Annotated in this window: 22 protein-coding genes; 18 read left to right on the top strand and 4 right to left on the bottom strand. The window is 67.2% G+C overall.

Annotation, left to right across the window (positions count from 1 at the left end; all coding sequences use genetic code 11):
- Positions 1–92: 92 nt before the first annotated feature.
- Both AC1D3B_RS31700 and AC1D3B_RS31695 read right to left on the bottom strand, forming a co-directional pair.
- Positions 93–1,019: an HAD family hydrolase gene (locus tag AC1D3B_RS31700; protein WP_478194643.1), complete on the bottom strand. Its 927-nt coding sequence runs from the start codon at positions 1,017–1,019 to the stop codon at positions 93–95.
- 23 nt (positions 1,020–1,042) lie between these two features.
- Positions 1,043–2,041, bottom strand: coding sequence for a DUF7064 domain-containing protein (locus AC1D3B_RS31695; RefSeq protein WP_478194642.1), 999 nt, complete (start codon positions 2,039–2,041; stop codon positions 1,043–1,045).
- 212 nt (positions 2,042–2,253) lie between these two features.
- Here AC1D3B_RS31695 and AC1D3B_RS31690 point away from each other — a divergent pair, with 212 nt between their 5' ends.
- Genes AC1D3B_RS31690 through AC1D3B_RS31650 form a run of 9 tightly spaced genes read left to right on the top strand, consistent with a single transcriptional unit; the run spans position 2,254 to position 11,390 of the window.
- Positions 2,254–2,571, top strand: coding sequence for a EutN/CcmL family microcompartment protein (locus AC1D3B_RS31690; RefSeq protein WP_478194641.1), 318 nt, complete (start codon positions 2,254–2,256; stop codon positions 2,569–2,571).
- A gap of 57 nt (positions 2,572–2,628) precedes the next feature.
- Entirely contained in the window at positions 2,629–2,946 is a 318-nt protein-coding gene (locus AC1D3B_RS31685) for a BMC domain-containing protein (protein ID WP_478194640.1), read from the top strand.
- Positions 2,947–2,994: 48 nt separating this feature from the next.
- The gene (locus AC1D3B_RS31680) at positions 2,995–4,392 is read left to right on the top strand and encodes an aldehyde dehydrogenase family protein (RefSeq protein ID WP_478194639.1); all 1,398 of its coding nucleotides are present in this window, start codon (positions 2,995–2,997) and stop codon (positions 4,390–4,392) included.
- Positions 4,392–5,243: an ethanolamine utilization protein EutJ gene (eutJ, locus tag AC1D3B_RS31675; RefSeq protein ID WP_478194638.1), complete on the top strand. Its 852-nt coding sequence runs from the start codon at positions 4,392–4,394 to the stop codon at positions 5,241–5,243. The genes AC1D3B_RS31680 and eutJ overlap by 1 nt, the downstream gene beginning before the upstream one ends.
- On the top strand, positions 5,243–5,860 hold the full coding sequence (locus AC1D3B_RS31670; RefSeq protein ID WP_478194637.1) for a BMC domain-containing protein: 618 nt from the start codon (positions 5,243–5,245) through the stop codon (positions 5,858–5,860). Before eutJ ends, AC1D3B_RS31670 begins: the two co-directional genes overlap by 1 nt.
- Entirely contained in the window at positions 5,857–7,143 is a 1,287-nt protein-coding gene (locus AC1D3B_RS31665; protein ID WP_478194636.1) for a malate dehydrogenase, read from the top strand. The genes AC1D3B_RS31670 and AC1D3B_RS31665 overlap by 4 nt, the downstream gene beginning before the upstream one ends.
- Positions 7,144–7,171: 28 nt before the next feature.
- Positions 7,172–8,209 (top strand): alcohol dehydrogenase catalytic domain-containing protein, encoded by a 1,038-nt coding sequence (locus AC1D3B_RS31660; protein ID WP_478194635.1) that lies wholly within the window; start codon positions 7,172–7,174, stop codon positions 8,207–8,209.
- 32 nt (positions 8,210–8,241) lie between these two features.
- A complete protein-coding gene (locus tag AC1D3B_RS31655) occupies positions 8,242–10,446 on the top strand; it encodes a helix-turn-helix domain-containing protein (protein ID WP_478194634.1) in 2,205 nt (734 codons plus the stop codon).
- Positions 10,447–10,475: 29 nt separating this feature from the next.
- A complete protein-coding gene (locus tag AC1D3B_RS31650) occupies positions 10,476–11,390 on the top strand; it encodes a phytanoyl-CoA dioxygenase family protein (protein WP_478194633.1) in 915 nt (304 codons plus the stop codon).
- Positions 11,391–11,432: 42 nt separating this feature from the next.
- Here AC1D3B_RS31650 and AC1D3B_RS31645 read toward each other — a convergent pair whose 3' ends face one another.
- Positions 11,433–12,239 (bottom strand): IclR family transcriptional regulator, encoded by an 807-nt coding sequence (locus AC1D3B_RS31645; protein WP_478194632.1) that lies wholly within the window; start codon positions 12,237–12,239, stop codon positions 11,433–11,435.
- Positions 12,240–12,419: 180 nt separating this feature from the next.
- Between AC1D3B_RS31645 and AC1D3B_RS31640 the strand changes: the two genes are divergently transcribed.
- From AC1D3B_RS31640 to AC1D3B_RS31630, 3 genes are read left to right on the top strand one after another with little or no spacing between them, the layout of a single operon-like run.
- Positions 12,420–13,397, top strand: coding sequence for a tripartite tricarboxylate transporter substrate binding protein (locus AC1D3B_RS31640; RefSeq protein ID WP_478194631.1), 978 nt, complete (start codon positions 12,420–12,422; stop codon positions 13,395–13,397).
- Positions 13,398–13,418: 21 nt separating this feature from the next.
- The gene (locus tag AC1D3B_RS31635) at positions 13,419–14,228 is read left to right on the top strand and encodes an enoyl-CoA hydratase/isomerase family protein (RefSeq protein ID WP_478194630.1); all 810 of its coding nucleotides are present in this window, start codon (positions 13,419–13,421) and stop codon (positions 14,226–14,228) included.
- A gap of 5 nt (positions 14,229–14,233) precedes the next feature.
- On the top strand, positions 14,234–16,318 hold the full coding sequence (locus AC1D3B_RS31630) for an acetate--CoA ligase family protein (RefSeq protein ID WP_478194629.1): 2,085 nt from the start codon (positions 14,234–14,236) through the stop codon (positions 16,316–16,318).
- A 22-nt stretch (positions 16,319–16,340) separates the two neighbouring features.
- Here the strand turns inward: AC1D3B_RS31630 and AC1D3B_RS31625 are convergent, their stop codons facing one another.
- Positions 16,341–17,327, bottom strand: coding sequence for a serine hydrolase domain-containing protein (locus tag AC1D3B_RS31625; RefSeq protein WP_478194628.1), 987 nt, complete (start codon positions 17,325–17,327; stop codon positions 16,341–16,343).
- Positions 17,328–17,637: 310 nt separating this feature from the next.
- On the opposite strand from AC1D3B_RS31625, the gene AC1D3B_RS31620 reads away from it, so the two are divergent.
- From AC1D3B_RS31620 to AC1D3B_RS31595, 6 genes are all read left to right on the top strand, one after another.
- The gene (locus tag AC1D3B_RS31620) at positions 17,638–18,555 is read left to right on the top strand and encodes a LysR family transcriptional regulator (RefSeq protein ID WP_478194653.1); all 918 of its coding nucleotides are present in this window, start codon (positions 17,638–17,640) and stop codon (positions 18,553–18,555) included.
- 128 nt (positions 18,556–18,683) lie between these two features.
- Positions 18,684–19,694, top strand: a complete 1,011-nt coding sequence (locus tag AC1D3B_RS31615; protein WP_478194627.1) for a Bug family tripartite tricarboxylate transporter substrate binding protein — start codon at positions 18,684–18,686, stop codon at positions 19,692–19,694.
- A gap of 36 nt (positions 19,695–19,730) precedes the next feature.
- Positions 19,731–20,423 (top strand): RraA family protein, encoded by a 693-nt coding sequence (locus AC1D3B_RS31610; protein WP_478194626.1) that lies wholly within the window; start codon positions 19,731–19,733, stop codon positions 20,421–20,423.
- Positions 20,420–21,352 carry an NAD(P)-dependent oxidoreductase gene (locus AC1D3B_RS31605; protein WP_478194625.1) on the top strand — a complete coding sequence of 311 codons (933 nt, stop codon included), beginning with the start codon at positions 20,420–20,422 and terminating at the stop codon, positions 21,350–21,352. The genes AC1D3B_RS31610 and AC1D3B_RS31605 overlap by 4 nt, the downstream gene beginning before the upstream one ends.
- Positions 21,353–21,387: 35 nt before the next feature.
- Positions 21,388–22,386, top strand: coding sequence for a Bug family tripartite tricarboxylate transporter substrate binding protein (locus tag AC1D3B_RS31600; protein ID WP_478194624.1), 999 nt, complete (start codon positions 21,388–21,390; stop codon positions 22,384–22,386).
- Positions 22,387–22,402: 16 nt separating this feature from the next.
- Positions 22,403–23,329 (top strand): SMP-30/gluconolactonase/LRE family protein, encoded by a 927-nt coding sequence (locus AC1D3B_RS31595; protein WP_478194623.1) that lies wholly within the window; start codon positions 22,403–22,405, stop codon positions 23,327–23,329.
- Positions 23,330–23,331 lie beyond the last annotated feature (2 nt).

Here is a 23,331-nt window from a genome sequence, read left to right as displayed (position 1 = left end):
ATCAGGTCTCCTTCTTCGTTGGCTCGGTTGGAAGCGGATGACGCCGGGGCGCTGCAGCGCCTGGGTGTCGCGGAAATGAATGGGTTCGTGGGTCAGGGCCTTCCTACGGTCATGGCGAGCGCCTGCATCAGTTCGGCGCGGCTGGCGTCGGGGAGCGAGGCAGGGTGCGATGCCTGGGCAGGCGCGGCACTGGCGAGCAGCACGTCGGCGCGCGCCGTGCGGGACTCGAGCTGCCGGGTGCGACGAAGCGATGCGGCGGGTTCGGACGGATGCGGTCCGCAGAATGCGCCCGGCGATGTGCTGCACGCGCAGTCTGTGCTGCAGGCTGCGCTCGCGTCGCCGTTGCGCAGCCACGCCACCAGCTCCTGCGGCCACAGCGCAACCTTCTCGGCCCCCGCTTCGAGCAGCTGCTTTTCCGTGTGCATGCCCCACGCGACGCCGATGGCGCGCACGCCGGCTTCCTTCGCCTCCGCGATGTCGCCGACCGTGTCGGTCACCAGCACCACCTCGGCCGATTCGAGCGCGCCGCCAGCGTCGCCCTCGTGGTAGGCCGGCGAGCACAGGCGTTGTGCGGCGTAGCGTTGGTCGCCCAGGAAGCGTCGCATCGACGCGACCTTGCGCGGTTCCACGTCGCCGGAGAAGACGTGCGAGAAGCAGGTCGCGATGCCCGCGTCGACAAGGATGCGGCGGATCGCCTCGATGCCGTTGGTCGAGACCACGGCCAGCGTGCAGCGCGGCGCCAGCGCGCGCACCACGTCGACCATGCCAGGGATCAGGGCCGGGTGGTAGCGTGTGCGCAGCAGCTCCATGAAGTGCGTCTTGGCGGCCAGTGCCTTGGCCGCATCGGGAATCAGCCTGGCCAGCGATTCGAAGAAGTTGCCCTCGAAGGCGCGGAAGAAGGCCTCGCGCGAATCGATGCCCAGGCCGAAGGCGCGGTTGGTCTCCGAGAACAGTTCCCACGACTCGGCGCGCGTGTCCACCAGCGTGCCGTCGAGGTCGAACAGAATGGCGCGGGGCATTGGGGGCTGACAGGGCAGGTCGGTCAGAGGGGGCGCGAGGCGCGCGTCGTCGCCGTGGCGCTGTTGAGCGCGTTGAGTTGCGGCAGTTCGAAGAAGTCCTGCACCTCGCCGTGGCCGCGCTGTCCGTTCATGTCCCACGCGAACAGCGAGTTGAACGACACCATGTTGGGCCAGCACTGCCACGGAAAGGTCGTGAGCGCATGGCCGCCGGCTTTCCAGACACGGTCGCTGCTGTCGGTGAGTTCGAGCGTGATCTGTTCCGGGTAGCGCTCCTGCGGCCGCTGCACGCTGCCGGTGCCGGCCTTCAGGCCGTGGACCTTGCCGTCCTCGAGTACGTAGCCATGCGCCAGCCACAGCGCGTCGCCGTTGCGGGTCTGGTCGAAGCCGAAGATGCCGTGGAACGCCAGGTCCCTGGAAAAGTGCGCATGCAGCCAGCTCATGTTGGGCTTGCCGCGCTCGGGCCGCGGGCCCCAGCTGTGATCCATGGTGGAGACACAGTCGATCGGCACCTCGCGCCCGCGCACCGACACGCTGCCCTTGAAGGTGCCGGTCTGGTCGAAGTGGCCGTTGTAGGCCGTGCCCCAGGCGAACTTGCCGGCGGTCGATTGCGAGCCGCACATCGGGTCCATCGCCGGGTCGTGGATGTCGAAGGCGGGCATCAGCGCTTCATAGGTGACGTCGATGCGCGTGCCTTGCTTGTCGTCGTAGGCGATGTGCCAGACGCTGTTGGCCGAAAGGCAGCGCACGTGCAGGCTGTTGAGCAGTTCGTAGTCGAGCAGGTCGTGCGGCCTGGGCATCGGCATGTGCGAGCGCATGTCGCAGAAGTCGGCTTCCCACGGCGTCACCGCGCGGCCCGAGTTCATGCAGATGGTGGAGCCAACCACGCCCAGGTTGGGCCGAAAGAGCGCATACACGCCGACGTTCAGGTGCTCGTCAGCGTTGTAGAAGCCGAAGAAGTTGGTCTCGGCCCAGGTCGGGTCGGGGTCCGCGCTGTGGAATTGCGCGTCGTCGTCTTGGATCACCGCGTGTCTCCTGTCATTCGTTGTCAGCATGCACCTGCTGGCCTGTGGCGGACTCTAAGAGTACGCGCCAAGGGGTGCCATGGCCACGATGGCCAATCCGGAGGGTGGTTTTTGGCCAGTGTGGCCAATGACTTCGCCGGCGGCGCCGCTTACCTTTGCGGCGTCTGCTGAACCCGAAGAGACAACGAGACAACGAGACAACGGAGACATACATGCAACTGGCCCGCGTGCGCGGCAACGTCGTCGCGTCGATCAAGGCTTCCGGCCTGGCTTCCCACAAGCTGCTGCTGCTCGAACCGGTGGCGGCTGCCGATCCGCTGGCCATCGCCCACGACGCCGACGGCCGCGCCCGCGATGTCTATGTGGCGATCGACCTGGTCGGCGCCGGCGTCGGCGAGGTCGTGCTGGTGACGCTGGGCAGCGCCGCGCGCTTTGCCACCGACGGCCAAGCCACCCCCACCGATGCCGCCGTGACCGCCATCGTCGATGCCGTGCAGCTCGATGGCCGCTCCACTTTCGACAAGCACTGAATGCTCACGCCCACCGCCCCACCCTCCCCTTCCACAACAGCACCTGGAGACACCGACATGGCAACCAGCCCCAACCCCAGCCCGACCGTCGTCGACGGCCCGCGCGGCGCCCTCGGACTCATCGAAACCAAAGGCCTGGTCGGCGCCATCGAAGCAGCCGATGCGATGGTCAAGGCCGCCAACGTGCGGCTCGTGGGCCGCGAGCAGATCGGCGGCGGGCTGGTCACGGTCATGGTCCGGGGCGATGTCGGCGCGGTCAAGGCCGCGACCGATGCCGGCGCGGCGGCCGCCGGAAAGATCGGCGAGATCGTGTCCGTGCACGTGATCCCGCGCCCGCACGAGGACGTGGAAGCGATCCTGCCGAAGGCGCGCTGAGGTGCCGCTGCCAACTTTCGCTGAGCGCGATGCCCTCCGGTCGCCGCCATGACGAGCCCACCCTATGTCGACGCCGAACTCGCCGCGATCGGCGAGGCGCGCTTCAAGGCGCAGTCGGCGCGGCGCGCCTTCGAGGCCTTCGAGGGCGTGACGCAGGAGAAGGCCGACCGCATCGTGAAGGCGATGGCCGCCGCAGCCGAGGCGTCCTCGAAGGAACTCGCACGCCTCGCGGTCGACGAGACCGGCTATGGCGTCTATGAAGACAAGATCCTGAAGAACCTGTTCAACGCGAAATTCTGCGCGCAGGCGATGGCGCAGATGCGCACGCTGGGCGTGCTGTGGGTGGACGAGGTCAACCGCGTGACGGCCGTCGGCGTGCCGATGGGCGTGATCGCCGGGATCATCCCGGTCACCAATCCGACGTCGACCACCATCTTCAAGTGCCTGGCGGCGGTGAAGTCGGGCAACGCGATCGTGTGCGCGCCGCATCCGCGTGCGGCCAGGTGCTGTGTGCGCACGGTGGAGATCATGGCCGCCGCAGCGGAGAAGGCCGGCGCGCCCAAGGGCCTGCTCGATTGCCTGTCGAGCGGCCAGTTGCCCGCCACGCGCGAACTCATGGCGCACCGCGACATCGCGCTGGTGATGGCCACCGGCGGCGCGGCGATGGTGCGCGCGGCCTATTCGTCCGGCAAGCCGACGCTGGCGGTGGGCGCGGGCAATGTGCCGGTCTACATCCACCGCTCGGTGCCGGACATCGCCGAGGCCGCGACGATGATCGTGGCCTCGAAGTCCTTCGACAACGGCACGGCGTGCGTGGCCGAGCAGAGCGTGGTGCTCGACGAGCCGATCGCCGACGCGGCGATCAAGGCCTTCGAGGCCGGGGGCACGCTGTTCCTGTCGCCCGAGCAGCAGCAGAAGCTGGGTGCGCTGTTGTTCATGGGGCGCGGGGCGCTGAACCCGGATGCGGTGGGCCAGTCCGCTGCGGAACTGGCACGGCGCATCGACTTGAGCGTGCCGCCCGGCACCAAGGTGCTCGGCGCGATGCTCGACGACGTGGGGCCGCAGACGCCGCTGTCGGCGGAGATCCTCGGCCCGGTGCTTTCGTTCTACCGCGCGCGCGATGTCGAACAGGGTTTCCAGCGGTGCAGGCAGGTGCTCGCCTTCGGCGGCGAGGGGCACACGCTGGGTCTGCACGGCATCGACCAGGCCATGATCGCGCGCATGTCGGATCTGCCGGCCTCGCGCATCATCGTGAACTCGCCCAGCCTGCTCGGCGGCATGGGCTTCAGCGCCGGCACCGATCCTTCCTTCATGCTCGGCACGGGGACGTGGAGCGGCTCGATCGTCTCGGACAACGTCACGGCCATGCACCTGATCAACATCAAGCGCATCGCCCACCAGAACCGCCCGTGGCGGGACATCTATTCACCCACCATGGGGCTCTGATGCTGATGCGAGTCAAGCCCAAGTCCGACCCGCCGACGAAGCCGGAAGCGTCCGCGCATGCGCGCGTCGAGCGCTTCCTGGCGGCGGCGGCCGAGCGGTTGCGCAAGCCGCCTTCGTCCCACGGTGCGCTGCGCTTCGGCGTGGACCTCGGCACGGCCACGATCGTGCTCACCGCGATCGACGAGGCGATGCAACCGGTGTACTGGGACTTCGTGCGGACCCAGGTCGTGCGCGACGGCGTGGTGGTCGATTTCCAGGGCGCGGTGCGGGCGGTGCGGGAACTCAGGCACCGCGCGGAAGCGGCGCTCGGCACGCCGGTGGCGGAAGCGGCGACCGCCCATCCGCCGGCCGTGCCGTTGAGCGATTGCCGCGCCTGCTCGTATGTGCTGCAACAGGCGGGCATCGAATGCCGCAGCCTCGTCGATGAAGTGAGTGCGGCCAATGCGCTGCTGCAGGTGCGCGATGGCGCCGTGGTCGATGTCGGCGGCGGCTCCACCGGCGTCGGGGTGTTCCGCAAGGGCGCGATGGTCTCGCTGACCGACCGCGCGGGCGGCGGCCATCAGCTCGATCTGATCCTTGCCGGCGCGCTCCACATTCCCATCGAGGACGCGGAAGTGCGCAAGCGCGAGCACGGCGCCGACGCGATGCAGATCCTGCGGCCCGGCATCGAGCGCATCGCCGCGTCGATCGGGAAACAGTGCGATGGCGAAGCGCCCGTCGTCGTGCACCTGGCCGGCGGTGCCTTGCAGCTGCCCGGTGCGGCGGAGGTCATCGCGGAATACCTCGGCTGGAAGGTGCGCGGCTGGGCGCACGCCGAATTGATCACCCCTTTCGGAATTGCGATGTCCTGATGAGCTTCCAACTCAGAACCTACGCCTTCGTCGACCGCATGCAGCCGCAGGCGGCGGCCCATGTGGCATCGACCTGCCAGGGCGACGTGCCGGTCGCCGGCATGTCGGAGCTCTACATCGAGGTAGCGCCCGGCAACGAGATCTTTCGTTGCGCCGACATTGCCCTGAAGGCGGCCGACGTGCGTCCGGCGCTGCAGGTGGTGGAGCGCGAGTTCGGCTTGCTCGAAATCCATTCGAACACGCAGGCCGAGGTGCTCGCAGCCGGAGAGGCGGTGCTCGACTACCTTGAGCTCAAGGCCAGCGACCGGTTGAAGCCGCAGATCGCCTCGTCGATGTTCGTCACCAACGTCAATGCCTACCAGGCGCAGCTCATCAACAAGTGGCGAAAGGGCAACCTGCTGATCCCGGGCAAGAGCCTGTGGGTGCTGGAGTTGTCGCCGGCGGCGTATGTCACGCTCGCGGCCAACGAGGCGGAGAAGGCGGCGGACATCAGCATCATCGAAGTGCGCGCGCTGGGGCGCTTCGGGCGGCTGTTCATCTCGGGCACCGAAAGCGACGTGCAGGCTGCGGCCCGCGCCGCCATCGGCGTCATCGAGGATCTGGAGGGCAAGGCATGAAGATGCTGACCGCGGCGGATGTGGAGGCGGCCGCAGGGCGCCTCGTGCTGGGCAAGGGCGATCGCATGACGCCGCTGGCGCGGGATCGGGCGAAGGAGCTGGGAGTGGAGATCGTGGTGGGGGATGTGGCGGGTGCACCCGGCGCAACGCCTGCTCCGGCGCCGAAGCCGGCATCGCCTGCCCCGGCCATTGCGCCGGCCGTGACGCCGGCCGCGAGGACCCCGCCAGCGACCGCAGCGCCGCAAGCGATCGCCGCGTCCCGTATTCCCTTTGTTCCGTCGCCGTCTGGCGCCCTCTACCGGCGCAACGCACTCGGCCCCGACAGGTCCGCCGCGCAGAGGCCCGGCGCTCGCCCGATCGCCGCGGTCGTCGGTGCGGGACACGTCGGCGCGATGACGGCCTTGCGCCTCGCCCAAAGCGATCTCTTCGCCAAGGTCGTGCTGGTCGATGTCGTGCCGGGTCTGGCCGCGGGCCTCGCGCTGGACATGTGGCATGGCGCAGGCCTCTACGGCTTCTCGACGCCGCTCACGGGCAGCGAGGATCTCGCGGCACTCGCGGGCGCCGACTACGTGGTCATCACCGCCGGCAAGCCGCGCCAGCCGGGCATGACGCGCACCGACCTGACGGCGGTGAACGCCGACATCATGAAGTCCGTCTGCGAGGGCGTGAAAGCGCACGCACCCGCCGCCACCGTGGTCGTCGTCAGCAACCCGCTCGAAGAGATGACGCACCTGGCCGCGACCTACACCGGCTTTGCGCAGGAACGCGTGGTGGGCATGGCCGGTGTGCTCGACTCGGCGCGCTTCTGCTCGCTGGTGGGGCTGACCGGCCGCGCCCGGCCACAGGATGTGCGCGCCCTCGCACTCGGCAGCCACGGCCCGGAGATGGTCATTCCACTGAGCCAGGCCTTCGCGGGCCAACAACCCGTGGAAGCGCTGCTCGATCCGGCCACGCTCGACGCGATCGTCGAGCGCACGCGCGAATCGGGCGGCGAGATCGTCAAGCTGCTGCAGAAGGGCAGCGCCTATTTCTCGCCGGCCGAGTCGGCCGCGACGATGGTCCGCGCGATGGTCCGCAACAGTGACGAGACCCTCGCGGCCTGCGTGCGCTCCCAGGGCGCCTATGGCATCGCCGACACGCGCGTCGGGCTGCCGGTGCGGCTCGGGCCGCACGGCGTCAAGGAGGTCGTGAAGCTGGCGCTGCGGCCGCAGGAGTTGCAGGCGCTGGGCGAGGCGGCCGCGCGCATCGCGCAGCGCATCAGCGAGCTGCCCGCGCCGGTGTGACGTCATCGATGCCGACTGCGAGTCCGCCATGCGCGCGCTGATCTGGAAGAGCCCCGGTGTGGTCGAGGTCGCGGAGGTGCCGAAGCCGGTGCTGGTCGACGCGACCGATGCCATCGTCAAGGTGAAGCTGGCCGGCATCTGCGGCACCGACCTCCACGTGGTGCGCGGCGACTTCCCGGGGCTGGTGCCGGGCGCGGTCGTGGGTCACGAATTCGTCGGCGAGGTGGTCGAGGCCGGCGCCGACCTGCGGCGCATCCACCTGGGCGATGCGGTCATGTCATCGGACTTCACGGCCTGCGGTCATTGCCACTGGTGCGACGGCGGCGACCACTGGCATTGCGCGCAGCGCGCCTTCTTCGGTACCGGCACGGCCTTCGGCGCGGCGCTGGCGGGCGCGCAGGCGCAGTACGTGCGGGTGCCGCATGCCGACACCACGCTGGGCCTCATGCCGGCATCGTGCCCGCCCGAGGCGGCGCTGCTGATGGGCGACAACCTGGCGACCGGCTGGGTCGCCGTCGAGCGCTCAGCCACCGGCCCCGGCGATTGCGTGGTGGTCGTCGGCGGCGGCGCGGTCGGGCAACTCACCGCGCTGTCGGCGCAGGTGGCCGCCGCCGGCATCGTGGTGGTGGTCGAGCCGAATGAAAAGCGACGGGCGTTTGCGCAGGCGCATGGCTCGCTCGCGGTGCATCCGGACGAGGCGGTGGCGCTGGTCCGGCGCGTGTCCGACGGCATCGGCGCGGACGTGGTGCTGGAAGCCGTCGGCGGCACCGGTCCGCTGGATCTGGCGATGGCGCTGGCGCGTCCGCGTGCGCGCATCGTGTCGGTCGGCGCGCATGTCGCGGAGACGTGGTCGTTCCCCCTGGCGCGCGGGTTCAGCGACGAACTCAGCCTCGGCTTCGCGATCGGCGACGGCATCCGGCTGCGCCGCCGCCTGCTGCGGATGGTGACGGGCGGCACGCTGGACCCGACGGTGGTGATCGATGCGCGCGGCTCGCTCGCCGATGCGCCCGCGTTATATCGCCAACTGGCCGCCCAGACGATCCTGAAGGCGGTGATCGCCCTCTAGCATCTTCGGCGCCAAAACGACACACTCACCGGATGAGCGCCATTGCCACGGCCGGTCGCACCGCGCAGAGCAGCGCGGCGCTGTCGGTCGTCCTCGAACCCGTCGTCTCGGCCGCCTTGCGCGGCCAGTACGAGCTGTTGCTCTCGGAAGCGGAAGCGGCGGTCCATCGGCTGTTTGCCGGTGCGCGCGCGCACGTGCTGCTGCACTCCGGCGGCCGCTGGCGCGAATGGTCGGCGCTGGACCAAGGCTCCGATCTGCCATGCGCGCCCACGCCGCCCGGCCTGCATGAATGGGATGCATCGCAGCGCAGCGGCGACGTCGTCTACGTGCCCGTCGTGGTGGGCGCACTGGCGCTCATGGTCGAGGGCAGCAACAAGCGCATCGAGCACTCCCCCGACATCGACGTGCTGCGCCAATGCCTCTCCCTCGCCCTGCAGACCTGCGAGCGCCAGCGCGTCGCCTCGCAGAACCTCGACGAAGTGCAGGCGCTGCAGCGTGTGGCCACGCGCATGCTCAAGAGCCACGATCTCAGCGAGATCCTGCTGCACATCACGCAGGAAGCGAAGCGACTGCTCGCCGCCGACATCTGCGGCGTGCTGCTGCGCGAGGGCGACCAGATCGTCATGCAGCGCTGCGTCGGCAACCACTCGCCGCAGACATCGAGCCTGCGCATGGGACCGGGCCAGGGGCTGGCCGGCCGCGTGCTGGAACGGCGCGAGCCGTCGTCGGTCGAGGACTACCTGACCAGCGAGGCCATCAGCCGCGACTTCTTTCCGCTGGCCGAAGCGGAGATGGTGCGCTCCGCGCTCGCCGCGCCGCTGCTCGGGCGCGATACGGTCATCGGCGTGCTGGAGGTCTGGCGGCGCCGGCCGTCCACCTTCACGCCGCTTGACAACATCCGGCTGGTGGCGCTGGCCAATCTCGCGTCGATCGCCATCGAAAACGCCCAGCTCTACGACACGCAGCGACGCATGGTCGAGGAACTGGGCCACGCCAACGACGCGCTGAGCAAGCGCTACAACACGGTCGGCAGCCTGTCGGAGCTGACCCAGAACCTCATGAAGACCCTGCTGCAGGGCGGCGGCCTGACGGCCATGGCCAACAGCGCGGGCAGCTTCCTGCAAGCCGAGGTGGTGATCGTGGACATGGAGTGCGTGCTGCTGGCCTGCAGCGCCAACTGCAGCGCGGCCGCGATCCTGCCGGCCCTGTCGCGCGCGCTCGCTCCGGCACGCGCCGTCCGGCCGCGGCCCGCGACCGACCGCGTCGTCATCGAGCACCTGGACGAGCGCTGGCTTGCACAGCCCTTGCTCGTGGAGAGCGAGATCGCCGGCTGGGTCGCCGGCCGCATGGTCGAAGGCCACGGCGAGATGACCGAGCTGACGCTGGCACAGGTCGCGATGATCGCCGCCGTTCACCGCCTCGAGCAGCGCGCCGCCAGCCGCGCGCGCTCCGAAACCATCGACGCCATCGTCTGGGATTTGCTGCGCGCCGACGAGGCGGCGCTGGCCGCCGCGCTCGACCGTGCCGTCGATGTCAAGCTGGACCTGGGCGGTCCGCTGCGCCTCTACATCTGCGAAATGGGGCCGGCGAGCGGCAGCCCCGACCGCGCCGTGTCCACCGTGCGCGCGCAGGTCACGCGCGTCATCCATGCGCTCAAGCCCAGCGGCGTGCGCGCAGTGGCGACGCACGGCTTGTCGCTCGCGATCCTGTGTTCGGACGAGCCGCTCGACGAGGCCGAACGCATCGCGGATCGCGTGGCGCACCGGCTCGACGAAGAACTCGGCGGTCGCCGGGTGCTGATCGGCGGCAGCAGCCGTTGTGCGCATGCGCGTGGCCTGCAAACAGCGTACCGCGAGGCGCTGATCGCGCTGGAAGTGGCGCGGCAATTGAAGCGCTCCGCCGCCATCGTGTACGACCGCGCGGGTGTCGTCGGCCTGTTGCTGAGCCTGCGGCATGAGTCCGGCATGCGGCATTTCCTGGAACTCAATTTCGGCGCATTGCTGCGGGAGGATGCGACCTTGCGCGACCAGTTGCTGAACACGCTGCGGGTGTTCTTCGACGCCAATTGCTCGCTGGAGGCCGCTGCGCACCGCCTGAAGGTGCATCGCAAGACGGTCAGCGCACGGATTGCCAAGGCGTCGGAACTCACGGGCCTCGACTTTTCCACGCACGACGACCGGCTCATCGCGGACCTGTTGCTTTACGTGCATGCCTTGCTCGAGAAGGCAGATGGTTGAGCGGCTGTGCAGGCAAACGTGAGGCTCAGTTGACATACGACGCAACGTTGGTTCGGAAGTGGCAGGACGAGGGCTATGCGGTCCTCCCCCGGTTCTATTCCGAAGCGGAAACCGACGCCGCAAGAGCCGCAGTTGCGCACGCGTGGACGAACCGGCCTTCGCGCGTGGTTGTCGACGACCTCCACACGAACCAGCGCATGAAGATCGGCGACGTCGGCGAAGAGGCCCGGCACAGTCATCGCTTCAAGGTCAATGACCTCTACCTCGAATATGAAAGCATCAGGCGGTTGGCATTGAATGCCAGGATCACTCCGATCCTCAAGGCGCTTCTCGCGGCCACCCCGGTGCTGTGCAATTCGCTGAATTTCCTGCACGGCAGCGCCCAAGGCGATCATGTCGATGCGCTCTACATGACGCCGCGCTCGCAGGGGCACCTGATTGCCATCTGGATTGCGCTCGAGGACTGCCACCTGGATGCAGGGCCTCTGCGCTACTACCCAGGCAGCCACAAGATATCGCAATACGTGTTCTCGACCGGCAGCAATCACTTCGTGCCCGAAGAGATGCCCCTATGGAGCCGTTACATGGAAGACGAGGTCTCTCGGCTCGGACTGAGCGCGCAGACATTCGCAGCGAAGCGAGGCGATGTCTTCATCTGGAGCGCCCATCTGCTTCACGGCGGCAGTCCGATCGATTCGCCAGGGAAGACGCGCAACAGCATCGTGTTTCACTACTTCTCGGAACAGGACTGCCGCACGATCGGGTCACGCATCGTGCCCAAGGCCGGGGGCTACTGGATGCACAGAATGCATCAGCCCGTCCCGGGAAAGGACGAGCTCGAAGGTCCACCGCTATCTGCGAGTTCGGCTGTATTGAGCGATTTGCTTCGGCGGCTCTACCGATACAAGCAAGGGGTGCGGCGCTGGTCAGACCTTCGAACGTGATGCAATCGGCCACCCGTCGATCGGATCCCCCACTGTCTGTCCCTACCATGCGTCCGTCGCGGCGTCCAACTCGCGCTGGATGCGCCCCCTCAAAGCGAGCAGCGTTGGCGCAAGATCGCGCACCACCGCCGCCAGTGGCTCAGCCGTCGACAGGCTCACATTCAAGGCATACGGCGAGCCCCTGAACAGGAGTGCGGTCGCCACCGCCACGACTTCAGGCTGCCAGGCGGCCGCGCAGAAACCCTTCTCCTGAACGTCGCGGATCGCGGCCGCGAGCGCCGGCTCGAGTTCGGCCCATTGCGCACGCCGGCTCCGGCGAAAGTGCGCGAGCAGGGCCTTGCGCTGGCCTTCCGGCGCCGTTGCGAGGTATGCGCGACCGAGAGAGGTCAGCTCCATGGGCACACGTTGACCCGAAACGACCCTTCGCAGAGAAGATCGACGGTTGTACCGAATGGATTCGAGGTAAACCATTTCGTCGCGATCGGGAGCGGCCAGGCCCACGTTGACCCTCTCCGCCTGGGCGACCTCGCGCATATGCGGCGCTGCAATGGCGAGCGCGGTGGAACCCGTGCGCATGGCGTGCGCCAGGCTGAGGACCGCTGGCGCCAGGCGATACGCCCTGGTACGTGGTTCCACCTGCAGGTACCCCGACCCCACCAGCGTCTGCGTCAGGCGACTCACCGTCGAACGGGAGAGGCCTGTTCGCTCCGCGATCTCGGCGTTGCCCAGCAGTTCCGAGCCAGGGCGGAACGACCTCAGGATCTCGACGCCCCGCTCCAGGGACCTGTTCGCGGGCGAGACACCGGGCTTCTCGGCGCTAAGAGACTGTGCGAGTTTTGACGTGCTCATGAGATTTCGAAGGCCCTCGTACAAGGCCGCACGACGCCATCCGGCAAGTGTAGTGAATTCCACTGGTTGGAATCGATGGGATGTCAAACGAACCAAGGCTTCCTAAGCTTCGACTCATGGCAGCTTCATCCGGAAGCCCCGAAGACACGAGACCTTGGCCCGCGTGGCAGGAGACAACCCATGACCTTGCTTTTCCGTTCCTTCATGTGCCGATTGGCCGGCTGCCTGGCCGCCACCGTGCTGGCAGCCTCCGCCGCCTTCGCTGCGTTTCCCGACAAGCCCGTCAAGCTGGTTGTTCCCTTCGCCCCAGGCGGCGGAACGGATGCCATCGCACGTGCACTGGGCATTGGCATGTCGCGGGTGCTGGGCCAGTCTGTCATCGTCGACAACAGGCCCGGCGCGGGCACCATCATCGGCAGCGATGCCGTGGCCAAGAGTGCGCCTGACGGTTACTCGGTGCTGGTGTCGACCTTTGCGCATGCGGTCAACCCCAGTCTGATGACCAGGCTCCCGTACGACACGCAGAAGGCGTTTGCACCGGTCGTCATGCTTGCGCGTGGTCCGAACATCCTCGTTGTGCGTGCAGACAGCCCCTACAAGTCGGTGACGGATGTGGTGGCGGCCGCGCGTGCCGCCCCTGGGAAACTCACCTATGCCTCACAGGGCAACGGCACCTCGGCGCATCTTGCGGGCGAAATGTTCACGAACCTTGCCAAGGTACAGATGACGCACGTGCCTTACAAGGGCGCCGGCCCGGCCCTGACCGATCTGCTTGGCGGCCAGGTCGACATGATGTTCGCCACCGCCGCAGCGGCTTCCTCCCAGGTCGCCGGCGGCAAGCTGCGCGCCATCGGGGTCACCTCGCCGCGCCGCGCGCCGGCCCTGAAGGATGTGCCTGCCATCGCGGAGACTGTTCCGGGCTATGCGGTCGAGAGTTGGTACGGCCTGTTCGTGCCGGCGGCCACGCCGACCGATGTGATCGGCAAGCTGAACGCGGCGGCGAAGAAGGCGACCGAGGGTGCCGAGTTTCGCAAGATGCTCGAACCGGAAGGTCTTTCCGTCAGCGCCGGTTCCCCCGCCGAACTTGCAGACTTCGTCAGCGCCGAGACCACACGCTGGTCGCGGATCGTCAAGGAAAACAACGTCAAGGTCGACTGAGGCCGAAGAAGGATGAATCCCATGGACTACTCCCTGATCCAGCTGCAGGTCGAGCGCGGCATCGCCACGATCACCTTCGACCGCCCCGGCAAGCGCAACGCGATGAGCGACGAACTGCGCACCGAGTTCATCCACGCATTGGAGCGCGTCGCCGCGGACAAGGCCATCCGGGCCTTGGTGCTCACTGGTGCCGGCAAGGGCTTCTGCGCCGGCGGCGACATCGCGGGCATGGAGCGCCGCATGAATGCGCCAGCCGGCGAGATCGCATTCAATGGCTGGCACCGGCAACAACGTGTACACCACACGCAAGCGCTGCTGCATACCATGCCCAAGCCGGTGATTGCGGCCGTCAACGGCGCCGCCTCCGGCCTTGGCGCGGACACCGCGCTCGCGTGCGACTTCATCATCGCCAGCGAGTGGGCCAGCTTCACCTGGTCCTACATTCACCGAGGCATCATCCCCGACGGCGGCGGCATGTACTTCCTGCCGCGTCGCGTCGGGTTGCCTAAAGCCAAGGAACTGATCTTCACCGGGCACAAGGTGGACGTCGACGAAGCGCTCGCCTTGGGCATCGTTGACCGCAAGACCACGGCAGACCGGCTCGTGGCCGATGCCCAGGCGTGGGCTTCCGAATTGAGCAAGGGCTCCGCGACTGCGCTCGCGCTCTCCAAAGCGATCCTGAACCAGACCTTCGAACTGCCGGCCCAGCAGGTCTTCTCCCAGGGCAGCCAGGCGCAGGGCATCTGCTACACGAGCACCGAACACCGTGAAGCGGTCCAGGCCTTCCTTGCCAAGGCCGATGCCTATGCCAATGGCGCCCCCAAGGGATGATGGACATGGAATCGCTCTCCCGACTGCTCCAGCCTCGAAGCGTCGCCGTGATCGGCGCCTCGGGCGACCCGGCCAAGACCGCCGGCAGGCCTGTGTCATACCTGCTGAAGCACGGCTTCGCAGGCACGATCTACCCCGTGAACCCGAAGCTCGATCGCATCGGCGAATTGCCCTGCTATCGCGATGCGGCCTCGCTGCCGGAGGTCCCTGATGTCGGCATCGTCCTGCTGGGCGCAGAGCGGGCCCACATCGCCGTTCGCGAGCTTGCCGATCGCGGCGCGGCCGCGGCCATCGTGCTGGCGAGCGGCTTCACCGAGGCCGGCGAGGAAGGCGCACGGCGCCAGCAGCAACTGCTGGAAGCCGCAGGGGACATGCGCATCCTGGGCCCCAATACCATTGGCCTGGTGAACCTGACCGATGACATCGTGCTCTCGGCCAGCGGTGCGCTCGATATGGATCATTTCCACGCAGGTGCCATCGGCGTTGTTTCGCAGAGCGGTGGCATCCTCGGAGCGCTGCTGTCGCGGGCTGCCGCACGAGGCATCGGGCTGTCGAAGCTGGTGTCGACCAGCAACGAAGTAGATCTCGAGCTGGCCGATTTCATCGACGCGCTGGTCGACGATCCGGCAACGCGGGTCATCTCGCTCTACATCGAAGCCATCCGATACCCGGAGAAATTTCGCGCTGCCGCGCTCAGGGCGGCGAGTGCGGGCAAACCCATCGTCGCCTTCAAGATCGGGCGCTCCGAGGCGGGAGCCAAGGCTGCGGTGTCGCACACGGGCGCACTGGCCGGCGCCGACCGCATGTACGACGCCTTGTTTCGCCAGACCGGCGTGATTCGCGCGCAGACCTTCGGCGATCTGCTCGACATCCCGGCCGCGCTCGCGACAGGGCGCGTCCTGCGCGGCAAGCGGGTCGCGATCCTGACGTCCACCGGTGGTGCCGGCACGCTCGTGTCCGACAGCCTGGGTGTTTCCGGATTCGAGACCCCCGTGCCGGATGAGCCAACGGCGGCGGCCCTGCGGGCCCTGCAGACCGGCGACCATGCCGCGCTGGATCGCAACCCGATCGACGTCACCTTGGCCGGTCTGCAACCCGATCTGTTGCGCGGTGCGATCAAGGCACTGTTGGCCAGTCCCACCTATGACGCCCTGGCCATCATCGTCGGTTCATCGGGCGTTGGCAGGCCCGAGTTGATGGCAGGCGCGATCGAGGACTGCCTGACGCTGTCCGACAAGCCGGTGCTCGCCTATGTCAGCCCGCATGCGCCAGAAGCCGCGACGCTGCTCACGCAACGCGGTGTCCCCGCGTTCGTTTCCGCGGAAAGTTGCGCCGCGGCCCTGTCGGCCATGTTTCAGGCGAGCCAATGGGAGCCGCCGGCCGTGGAGCCTGCGACCGCTGTCTGCGTGCAAATGCACGACCTTCCCGGAGGCTCGCTGGATGAGGCGCAGGCCAAGGAGTTGTTCGCGCGGTTTGGCGTGCCTTGCGCGCGCGAAGTGATCGTCCAGGACAGTCGGGAGGCGGAACGCGCCGCGCACGAACTTGGGGGACACGTCGTGCTGAAGATCCTCTCCAGCGAGATCACCCACAAGAGCGATGTCGGCGGCGTAGCCGTGAATGTCTCACCCGAAGAGGTTGGCGTGCGGCTCGGCACGATGGCGGCCGAGGTGGAGCGAAATACGGGCGTGCGTCCCGGGCGCTTCCTGGTGCAGGAGATGGTGAGCGGCGGCACCGAACTGATCCTCGGCATGCACCGCGACCCACTCGGCACGGCCATCCTGCTTGGCATGGGAGGGGTCACCGCTGAACTGTTCAAGGACACGACGATCCGCCTGCTGCCCGCGAAAGGCGGCCTCAGCGGGCAAGACGCCTTGGCCATGGCACGTGAACTCAAGACCTGGCCGCTACTCGATGGCTTCCGTGGACGACCCAAGGCTGACGTGCAAGCGCTGGTCGACGCCATCGTCGCCTTCTCGCGCATGGCCGCTCAACTGGGTGATCGCTTGGTGGAGGCCGAGATCAATCCGATCTTTGTGCTTCCTCAAGGCGAGGGCGTTCGCGCCGCCGACGGGGTCGTCGTGCTCCGCTGACCTGAAGGCATTCCGCCTGCGTTTACCCTGCGGGCGGGATCGCCTGCAGGACATCCCTGAAAACGCCAAACTGCAACTTGAACGCTTGGGGGCTGTAGTCCTGGTAGTAACCTGCGGTCACCACGACAACGAGATTGCGCTCCGGGACGATACGAATCGACTGGCCGCCTCGACCCAATGCGCCAATCCAGTCCACCGTGCCCGCCTGGCTCCGGACATGGCCGCGCCACCAGAGATACCCATAGTCCATTCCGTCCGTCGCCTTGATCACTGATGCCGTCGAGGTCTCGATCCAGGCTCTGGAAACGATTTGACGGTCGTTCCAACGCCCGCCCGCGAGCACAAGCTGTCCGATCTTCGCCATGTCGCGCGGCCGCAACCGCAAGCCACCTCCGGCATCTGTATAGCCCTTGACCCGGCGCCACGCTACGTCGGTGATTCCCAGAGGGTCGAACAGGACTTCCCGGGCAAATTCGTCCAGCGGGCGTCCGGTCGCCTTGTGGACGATGGCAGACACGAGGGCAAGCGCTCCGGTGTTGTAGAAGAACTCCTGGCCCGGCGGCGAAGTCGACGCCAGACCGAGGACATAGCGAGATGGATCTGCCGCCCTGCGCATGCGCGTTTCGTCGTTGTCCTCCTCAGTGGCCGGAGTCGCCTCCACCCACGCCAAACCCATCGTCATGGTGAGCAGGTGCACCAGTTGGATCCGATCCTTCTCAGGCGAGCGCAGGTCCGCATACTCGGGAAAGAAGCTGAAGATCGGTTCGTTGACGCTGCGGATCAATCCGCGATCGATCGCGATGCCGACTGCAAGCGACGCAACGCTTTTTGAGACCGACTTGAGGTCATGCAGCGTGTCGGCATCAAAGACGACGTTCTTGACCCGACTGCCGAAAAAAAGGCCGGGGACCTCATCAGGACCACGGAAGTACCGCTCGAAGACCAGCTTGCCGCCGCAAGCGACCAGGACGGAATGCATGTTGGATGAGGCCGCGAGTTGATCAGCCATCCTGCAAAGCGCTCCACCATCGATGAGCTTTTCGTCATTGCTGGATGAGATCGCCCATCCGTCTGCTCGCGCGCTCGGCGCACCGCAAGCTTCGCGCGAGTCCGCGAACGCTGGCAACCAAGGGAGTGATGCAAGTGCAGTCCCGCCGAGAAGTGAAGCAAACTGGCGCCGTTTCATATTTCCGTCCACTTGCGCAGGTGAAGCCGACGCGCGCAGTGTAGGGCCACGTTTCCGATTGCATTGCCGATGCAGCTTTCGGCGGCCAACGGCACCGCCCTTTGCCTTAAAGTCTCCAGCGGCGCCCCTCAACATCTCGTGGAGACAAATCCTGGATCTGCGTGATCTCCAGTACTTCGAAGTCATTGCCGAGCTCGAGCACATGGGGCGCGCGGCCGAACGTCTGCATCGCACGCAACCCGCGTTGACGAGCTGCGTACGGCGTCTGGAAGAGGCATGCGGCGCCGCACTCTTCGAGAAGACCGGCCGCGGCATTCGATTGACCACGGCCGGCAAGGCCCTGCTCAAGTGGGCCCAGCGCACGCGCTTCGACGTGGAGAGCGCGCGCCGCGAGATAGGCGACATCGGCCGGGGCCTGACCGGGAACATCAAGGTGGGCATCGTGCCGACGGCCGCGCAATTCCTTCTGCCGCCGGCCGCGCGTGACCTGATGCGCGAAGCAGCGGGCGTCACCTTGCGGACCACCGTGGCACTGGTCGATGTCCTCAAGCCGCTGCTGCGTGCCGGCGACATCGACCTGATGGTGGGCACCGAGGGCCCCGCCGAACCCGGGTTCGCTTCGCAGTATCTGGCGGAAGACGTGATCGTGGTGGCGGCCACCGCGACGCACACGATCTTCGACAAGCCGAAGCCGAGCCTGAAGGACCTGGCGGGTTATCGATGGGTGCTTCAACCGCCCGGCGCGCCGACGAGGGACTGGCTCGACCAGACCTTCGATCGTCATCGCCTTCCCCGGCCCGTGGTGCAGGTCGAAAGCACGATGCTGCTGATGCTGCCGACGCTCATCGGCGAGACGGGCCTGCTGAGCTTCATCTCGCGGCTGCACCTGCAGGCGGGGCGCTCCGGTGCCGCGCTGCGCGAAGTCAAGCTGCCCGCCACGACGATGCGCCGCCGCATGGTCGTGACCTACCGGGACAGCGGCTATATCTCCCCGGCGGCACAACGCCTCATCGACCTGCTGGCGAAATACGCCGAAGCGCCACCGAACTGATACCCCAAGTCAAATCTATCGATCTTCAAAAATTATCGATTGGACTGAATGGGCTTCGCGCCGAATACTTGCCTCCACTGAACGCACCGCCCGCAATCGAGCAGGGTGGGCCCAACAGGAGACAAGTCATGCAACATTGCGCCCTCACTGCGGCAGCCTCGCGCCGCTTCATCGGCATCGCCGCCGCCACGCTCGTCGCCGGTGCGACGCTCGGGGTCCACGCGCCGGCGTCGGCCCAGGCCTATCCCTCGCGGCCGATCAAGCTGATCGTTCCATTTCCCGCCGGCGGCGGCACCGACCTGATTGCGCGTGAAGTCGCCAACAAGGTGGCGGTCGCCAATGGCTGGTCGATCATCATCGACAACAAGCCGGGCTCCGGCGGCAACCTGGGCGTGGATGCCGCGGCCAAGTCGCCGGCCGACGGCTACACGCTGGTACTGGGGCAGACCAGCAACCTGGCCATCAACCCCACGCTGTACGCCAAGCTCCCCTACAACCCCGAGAAGGACTTGACGCCGATCGTCACGGTCGCGAGCGCGCCGCTCGTCCTCGTGGTGGCGACCGACTCGCCGTACAAGACGCTCGCCGACGTGCTGGCCGCAGCCAAGGCCAAGCCCGAGTCGCTGAACTACGCGAGTTCCGGAAGTGGCACCGTGGCGCACCTCGCGACAGAGTTGTTCCAGAAGACCGCCGCCGTCAAGTTCACGCACGTTCCCTACAAGGGCGCCGCGCAAGGCTCGACCGACCTGATCGGCGGCCAGATCCAGATGTACATGTCGTCCGTGCCCACCCTGATCGGTTTCGTCAAGAACGGGAAGATGCGCGCCATCGCCGTGACATCGCTGAAGCGCACCGCCGACATGCCTTCGGTGCCCACCATCGCCGAGTCGGGCTTCAAGGGCTTCGAGGCCGTCACGTGGTTCGGTGTCGCGGGGCCCGCGGGCTTGCCGAAAGACGTCGTCGCCAAGCTGAACGGCGCTTTCAACAAGGCACTGCAAGACCCCGACGTCAGGAAGAAGCTTGCCGGCCAAGGGGCCGACGCGCTGGGCGGAACTCCCGAGCAATTCGCCAAGCTGATCCACGACGACATCGGCCGGTGGGGCCAGATCGTCAAGGAGTCCGGCGCCAAGGTCGATTGACTGGAACGCTCCCCTCACCATCACCGAGAGAACACCATGACGACAGCATCCCTCCCCGACATTGTTCGCGACTTCGAGCGCGTGCCCGCTCACATCGTGGCGCAGGCGGCCACCTTGCAACCCGCCATCCTGGCCGACGTGGCAGGCCGCCGCGGAGCGGTGGATGGCCGCATCAAGGCACTGCGGCCGCGCATGAAGCTTGCCGGCACCGCCTTTACCGTGGAAGTGCGCCCTGGCGACAACCTCATGATCCACGCGGCCATCGCGATGGCCAAGCCCGGCGACGTGCTGGTCATCGACGGCAAGGGCGACCTGACCTCCGCGCTCATGGGCACGATCATGATGACGGCCTGCCAGAAGCTCGGCATCGCCGGTGTGGTGATGGACGGCGCCTGCCGCGACAGCCTGGAGATCGACGAGATGGACTACCCGGTGTTCTCGGTCGGCACCAACCCGAACGGCCCGACCAAGAGCATCGGCGGCCGCATCGGCCACCCGGTGTCGATCGGGGGCGTCACGGTGCATCCCGGCGACTTCGTGATCGGCGACGGCGACGGCGTTGTCGTGGTCGAGCGCGACAAGATCGAGGCGCTGCTGCCTCTGGCTGCAAAGAAGGTCAAGGACGAGGCCGCGCGCATCGCAGCCATCAAGGGCGGCGAGACGGCAGCCAAATGGCTGGATGCGGCGCTGCGCTCGGCCGGCGTGCTGAAGGAAGGAGAAACGCTGTGAGCACGTTCCTCGTCACCGGCGCCGACCTCGCGCCACAGGCGCTCTCATTGCTCGAAGGCCACGAAGTGATCTTCGCCGGCAAGACGCCGAAGGAAGAAGACATCGTCGCGCTCTGCGCAAGGCACAACCCGCACGCCATCATCGTGCGCTACAGCAAGGTGGGCGCCGCGGCCATGGATGCGGCGCCGGCCCTGCGGGTCATCTCGAAGCACGGCAGCGGGACCGACACCATCGACAAGACGGCCGCGCGTGCGCGGGGCGTCGAGGTGGTGGCAGCCGCGGGCGCCAATGCCGCTGCGGTGGCAGAACAGGCGCTGGCCCTGTTGCTGGCCTGCGCCAAGTCCGTCGTGCCGCTCGATGCGCGGATGCATGCCGGCCATTGGGACAAGGCGACCCACAAGAGCGTCGAGCTGCACGGCCGCACCATCGGCGTCGTCGGCCTCGGTGCGATCGGCCAGCGCTTTGCGCGCATGGCCGATGCCCTGGGCATGCGCGTGATCGGTTTCGACCCCTTCGCCAGCAAGCTGCCGGCATTCATCCAGCCCGTGGACCTCGAGACGATCTGGCGCGACTCGGATGCCGTGTCGCTGCACTGCCCGCTGACCGATGACAACCGCAACCTCCTCGATGCGAAGACACTGTCGAAATGCAAGCCTGGCGTGATTGTCGTGAACACGGCCCGCGGCGGCCTGATCGACGAGGAGGCGCTGCTCGCCGCGGTGCGGTCGGGGCACGTCATGGCCGCAGGGCTCGACAGCTTTGCGATCGAGCCGATGATCGAAGGGCATCCGTTCCAGGGCGAGAAAGGCTTCGTGCTGAGCCCGCACATCGGCGGCGTCACCAGCGATGCCTACGTGAACATGGGCATGGCCGCGGCCCGCAACGCGCTCGAGGTGCTGGATCGGCAGGTCGCCGCCACCGCCGCCTGACGACGCGCATCAAAACGAAACGACAGGAGACACCAATGCCCCGCAAGACCCCAGATTCGTGCCGCGCCCGGATGACCGCATGCGGATTGCTCGCAGCGCTCGCCGCCATCGCGCCCCTTGGCGCACACGCGCAGTCCGCCTACCCGAACAAGCCCATCAAGATCGTCGTGCCTTATCCGCCGGGCGGCGCGGTGGATGTTGTCACGCGCAAGATGGCGCAGAAGCTCAGCGAGCAGATGGGGCAGAGCATCATCATCGACAACAAGCCCGGCGGCACCGGCACCATCGGTGCCAGCGCCGTCGCCCGCGCCGAGGCCGACGGCTACACGTTGATGGCGAACGACACGACCTATTCGCTGTTGCCGTTCATCTTCAAGAAGCTGCCTTTCGACTATGACAAGGACCTCGTGCCGGTCAGTGCCTACGTGTTCGCGCCGATGAGCATGGTGGTCAACGCCGAGTCGCCGTACAAGACATTGCCGGAGTTCGTCGCCGCTGCGAAGGCCGCGCCGGGCAAGCTGACCTACGGCACGGGTGGCGCCGGCACCACGCCGCACTTCACCGCAGAGGCGTTTGGACTGGCCAGCGGCACGAAGCTGATGCATGTGCCTTTCAAGGGCGCCGGCGAGGCCACGCAGGCGGTGTTGTCCAACACGATCGACATGCAGTTCTCGTCGACGCCCGGCGTCATGGGCAACGTCAAGGGCGGCAAGCTGCGCCTGCTGGCCGTGAGCGGCGACAAGCGGCTGGTCGCCCTGCCAGCCGTGCCCACCTTTGCGGAGGCGGGGGTCAAGGGCTTCAGTGTCGTGAACTGGACGGGCCTGTGGGCACCCAAGGGCACGCCTGCACCCGTGCTCGCACGTCTTCAACAGGAGATCGCGAAGGCCATGGCCACGCCGGACATGAAGGCGTTCTCCGAAGGGCTCGGCGCCGAGCCGCGCACGGCCGATGCCGCTGCCTTCACGAAAATGCTCACCGACAGCAACGTGTTGTGGGGCAAGATCGCCGCCAACGCGTCATTCGACAAGCAGTAGACATCCGGAGACCGCCTTGTTCCTTCTTCAGCCCCCACAGGTGCTCGAGCTCGAGGTGTTTGCACGCATGCCCGAGGCGTTCCGCAGGCCCGAGTCTTCGGTGTGGGCCGATGCGAACCGGGGCGGGCAAGTCACCGACTCGTTTCTCGAAGGTCCGGTGTTCGACGATGCCGGCAACCTGTTCGTGGCCGACATCCCGTTCGGGCGCATCTTTCGCATCGACGTCGAGGGCCACTGGTCGAAGGTAGCGGAATACGACGGCGAGCCCAACGGTATGAAGTTCCTGGACGCGCGGACTTTATTGGTCACGGACTACAAGAACGGGCTGATGCGGATCGACGTGGCGTCCGGCGCCGTCACGCCGCACCTTCAACGGCGCAATACCGAGCGCTTCAAGGGCGTCAACGACCTTGTCATCGATGCAACGCGCAACATCTACTTTACCGACCAGGGTCAGACCGGCCTGCACGATCCGACGGGCCGCCTGTACCGACTGCGCCCCGACGGGCAACTGGATCTCTTGCTCTCCAACATCCCGAGCCCCAACGGCGTCGCGCTGTCGCCGGACGGAAAAGTGTTGTACCTGGCCGTGACGCGCGGCAACTGCGTGTGGCGCGTGCCACTGCTGGCCGACGGAAGCGTGGCAAAGGTCAGCCAGTTCTTCACGTCCTATGGGCCGAGCGGACCGGACGGCCTCGCGGTCGACGTGCAGGGGCGTGTGATCGTCGCCAACCCCGGCCTGGGCTATGTGTGGGTGCTCAACGCGCGAGCCGAGCCGGTGATGGTGCTGCGCGGGCCGACAGGCGCCTCGACCACCAACGTCGCATTCGGCGGCGCAGATCGATCCACCCTGTTTGTCACCGACTCGTCCAACGGGAGCATCCTGAGTGCGCGATTGGATGCCCCGGGCGTGCGGCTGCACCCCGTGACGCCGACCTCCTAGGA

It is taken from the genome of Variovorax sp. P5_A3, from assembly GCF_056400665.1.
Note: the sequence above shows the minus strand (reverse complement) of the source record. Positions and strands in the feature narration are given on the sequence as shown.

Coding starts and splice junctions, on each gene's coding strand:
- AC1D3B_RS31700 (WP_478194643.1), bottom strand. CDS start 1,019: ATGCCCCGCGCCATTCTGTTCGACCTCGACGGCACGCTGGTGGACACG.
- AC1D3B_RS31690 (WP_478194641.1), top strand. CDS start 2,254: ATGCAACTGGCCCGCGTGCGCGGCAACGTCGTCGCGTCGATCAAGGCT.
- AC1D3B_RS31685 (WP_478194640.1), top strand. CDS start 2,629: ATGGCAACCAGCCCCAACCCCAGCCCGACCGTCGTCGACGGCCCGCGC.
- AC1D3B_RS31680 (WP_478194639.1), top strand. CDS start 2,995: ATGACGAGCCCACCCTATGTCGACGCCGAACTCGCCGCGATCGGCGAG.
- eutJ (WP_478194638.1), top strand. CDS start 4,392: ATGCTGATGCGAGTCAAGCCCAAGTCCGACCCGCCGACGAAGCCGGAA.
- AC1D3B_RS31670 (WP_478194637.1), top strand. CDS start 5,243: ATGAGCTTCCAACTCAGAACCTACGCCTTCGTCGACCGCATGCAGCCG.
- AC1D3B_RS31665 (WP_478194636.1), top strand. CDS start 5,857: ATGAAGATGCTGACCGCGGCGGATGTGGAGGCGGCCGCAGGGCGCCTC.
- AC1D3B_RS31660 (WP_478194635.1), top strand. CDS start 7,172: ATGCGCGCGCTGATCTGGAAGAGCCCCGGTGTGGTCGAGGTCGCGGAG.
- AC1D3B_RS31655 (WP_478194634.1), top strand. CDS start 8,242: ATGAGCGCCATTGCCACGGCCGGTCGCACCGCGCAGAGCAGCGCGGCG.
- AC1D3B_RS31645 (WP_478194632.1), bottom strand. CDS start 12,239: ATGAGCACGTCAAAACTCGCACAGTCTCTTAGCGCCGAGAAGCCCGGT.
- AC1D3B_RS31640 (WP_478194631.1), top strand. CDS start 12,420: ATGACCTTGCTTTTCCGTTCCTTCATGTGCCGATTGGCCGGCTGCCTG.
- AC1D3B_RS31635 (WP_478194630.1), top strand. CDS start 13,419: ATGGACTACTCCCTGATCCAGCTGCAGGTCGAGCGCGGCATCGCCACG.
- AC1D3B_RS31630 (WP_478194629.1), top strand. CDS start 14,234: ATGGAATCGCTCTCCCGACTGCTCCAGCCTCGAAGCGTCGCCGTGATC.
- AC1D3B_RS31625 (WP_478194628.1), bottom strand. CDS start 17,327: ATGGCTGATCAACTCGCGGCCTCATCCAACATGCATTCCGTCCTGGTC.
- AC1D3B_RS31615 (WP_478194627.1), top strand. CDS start 18,684: ATGCAACATTGCGCCCTCACTGCGGCAGCCTCGCGCCGCTTCATCGGC.
- AC1D3B_RS31610 (WP_478194626.1), top strand. CDS start 19,731: ATGACGACAGCATCCCTCCCCGACATTGTTCGCGACTTCGAGCGCGTG.
- AC1D3B_RS31600 (WP_478194624.1), top strand. CDS start 21,388: ATGCCCCGCAAGACCCCAGATTCGTGCCGCGCCCGGATGACCGCATGC.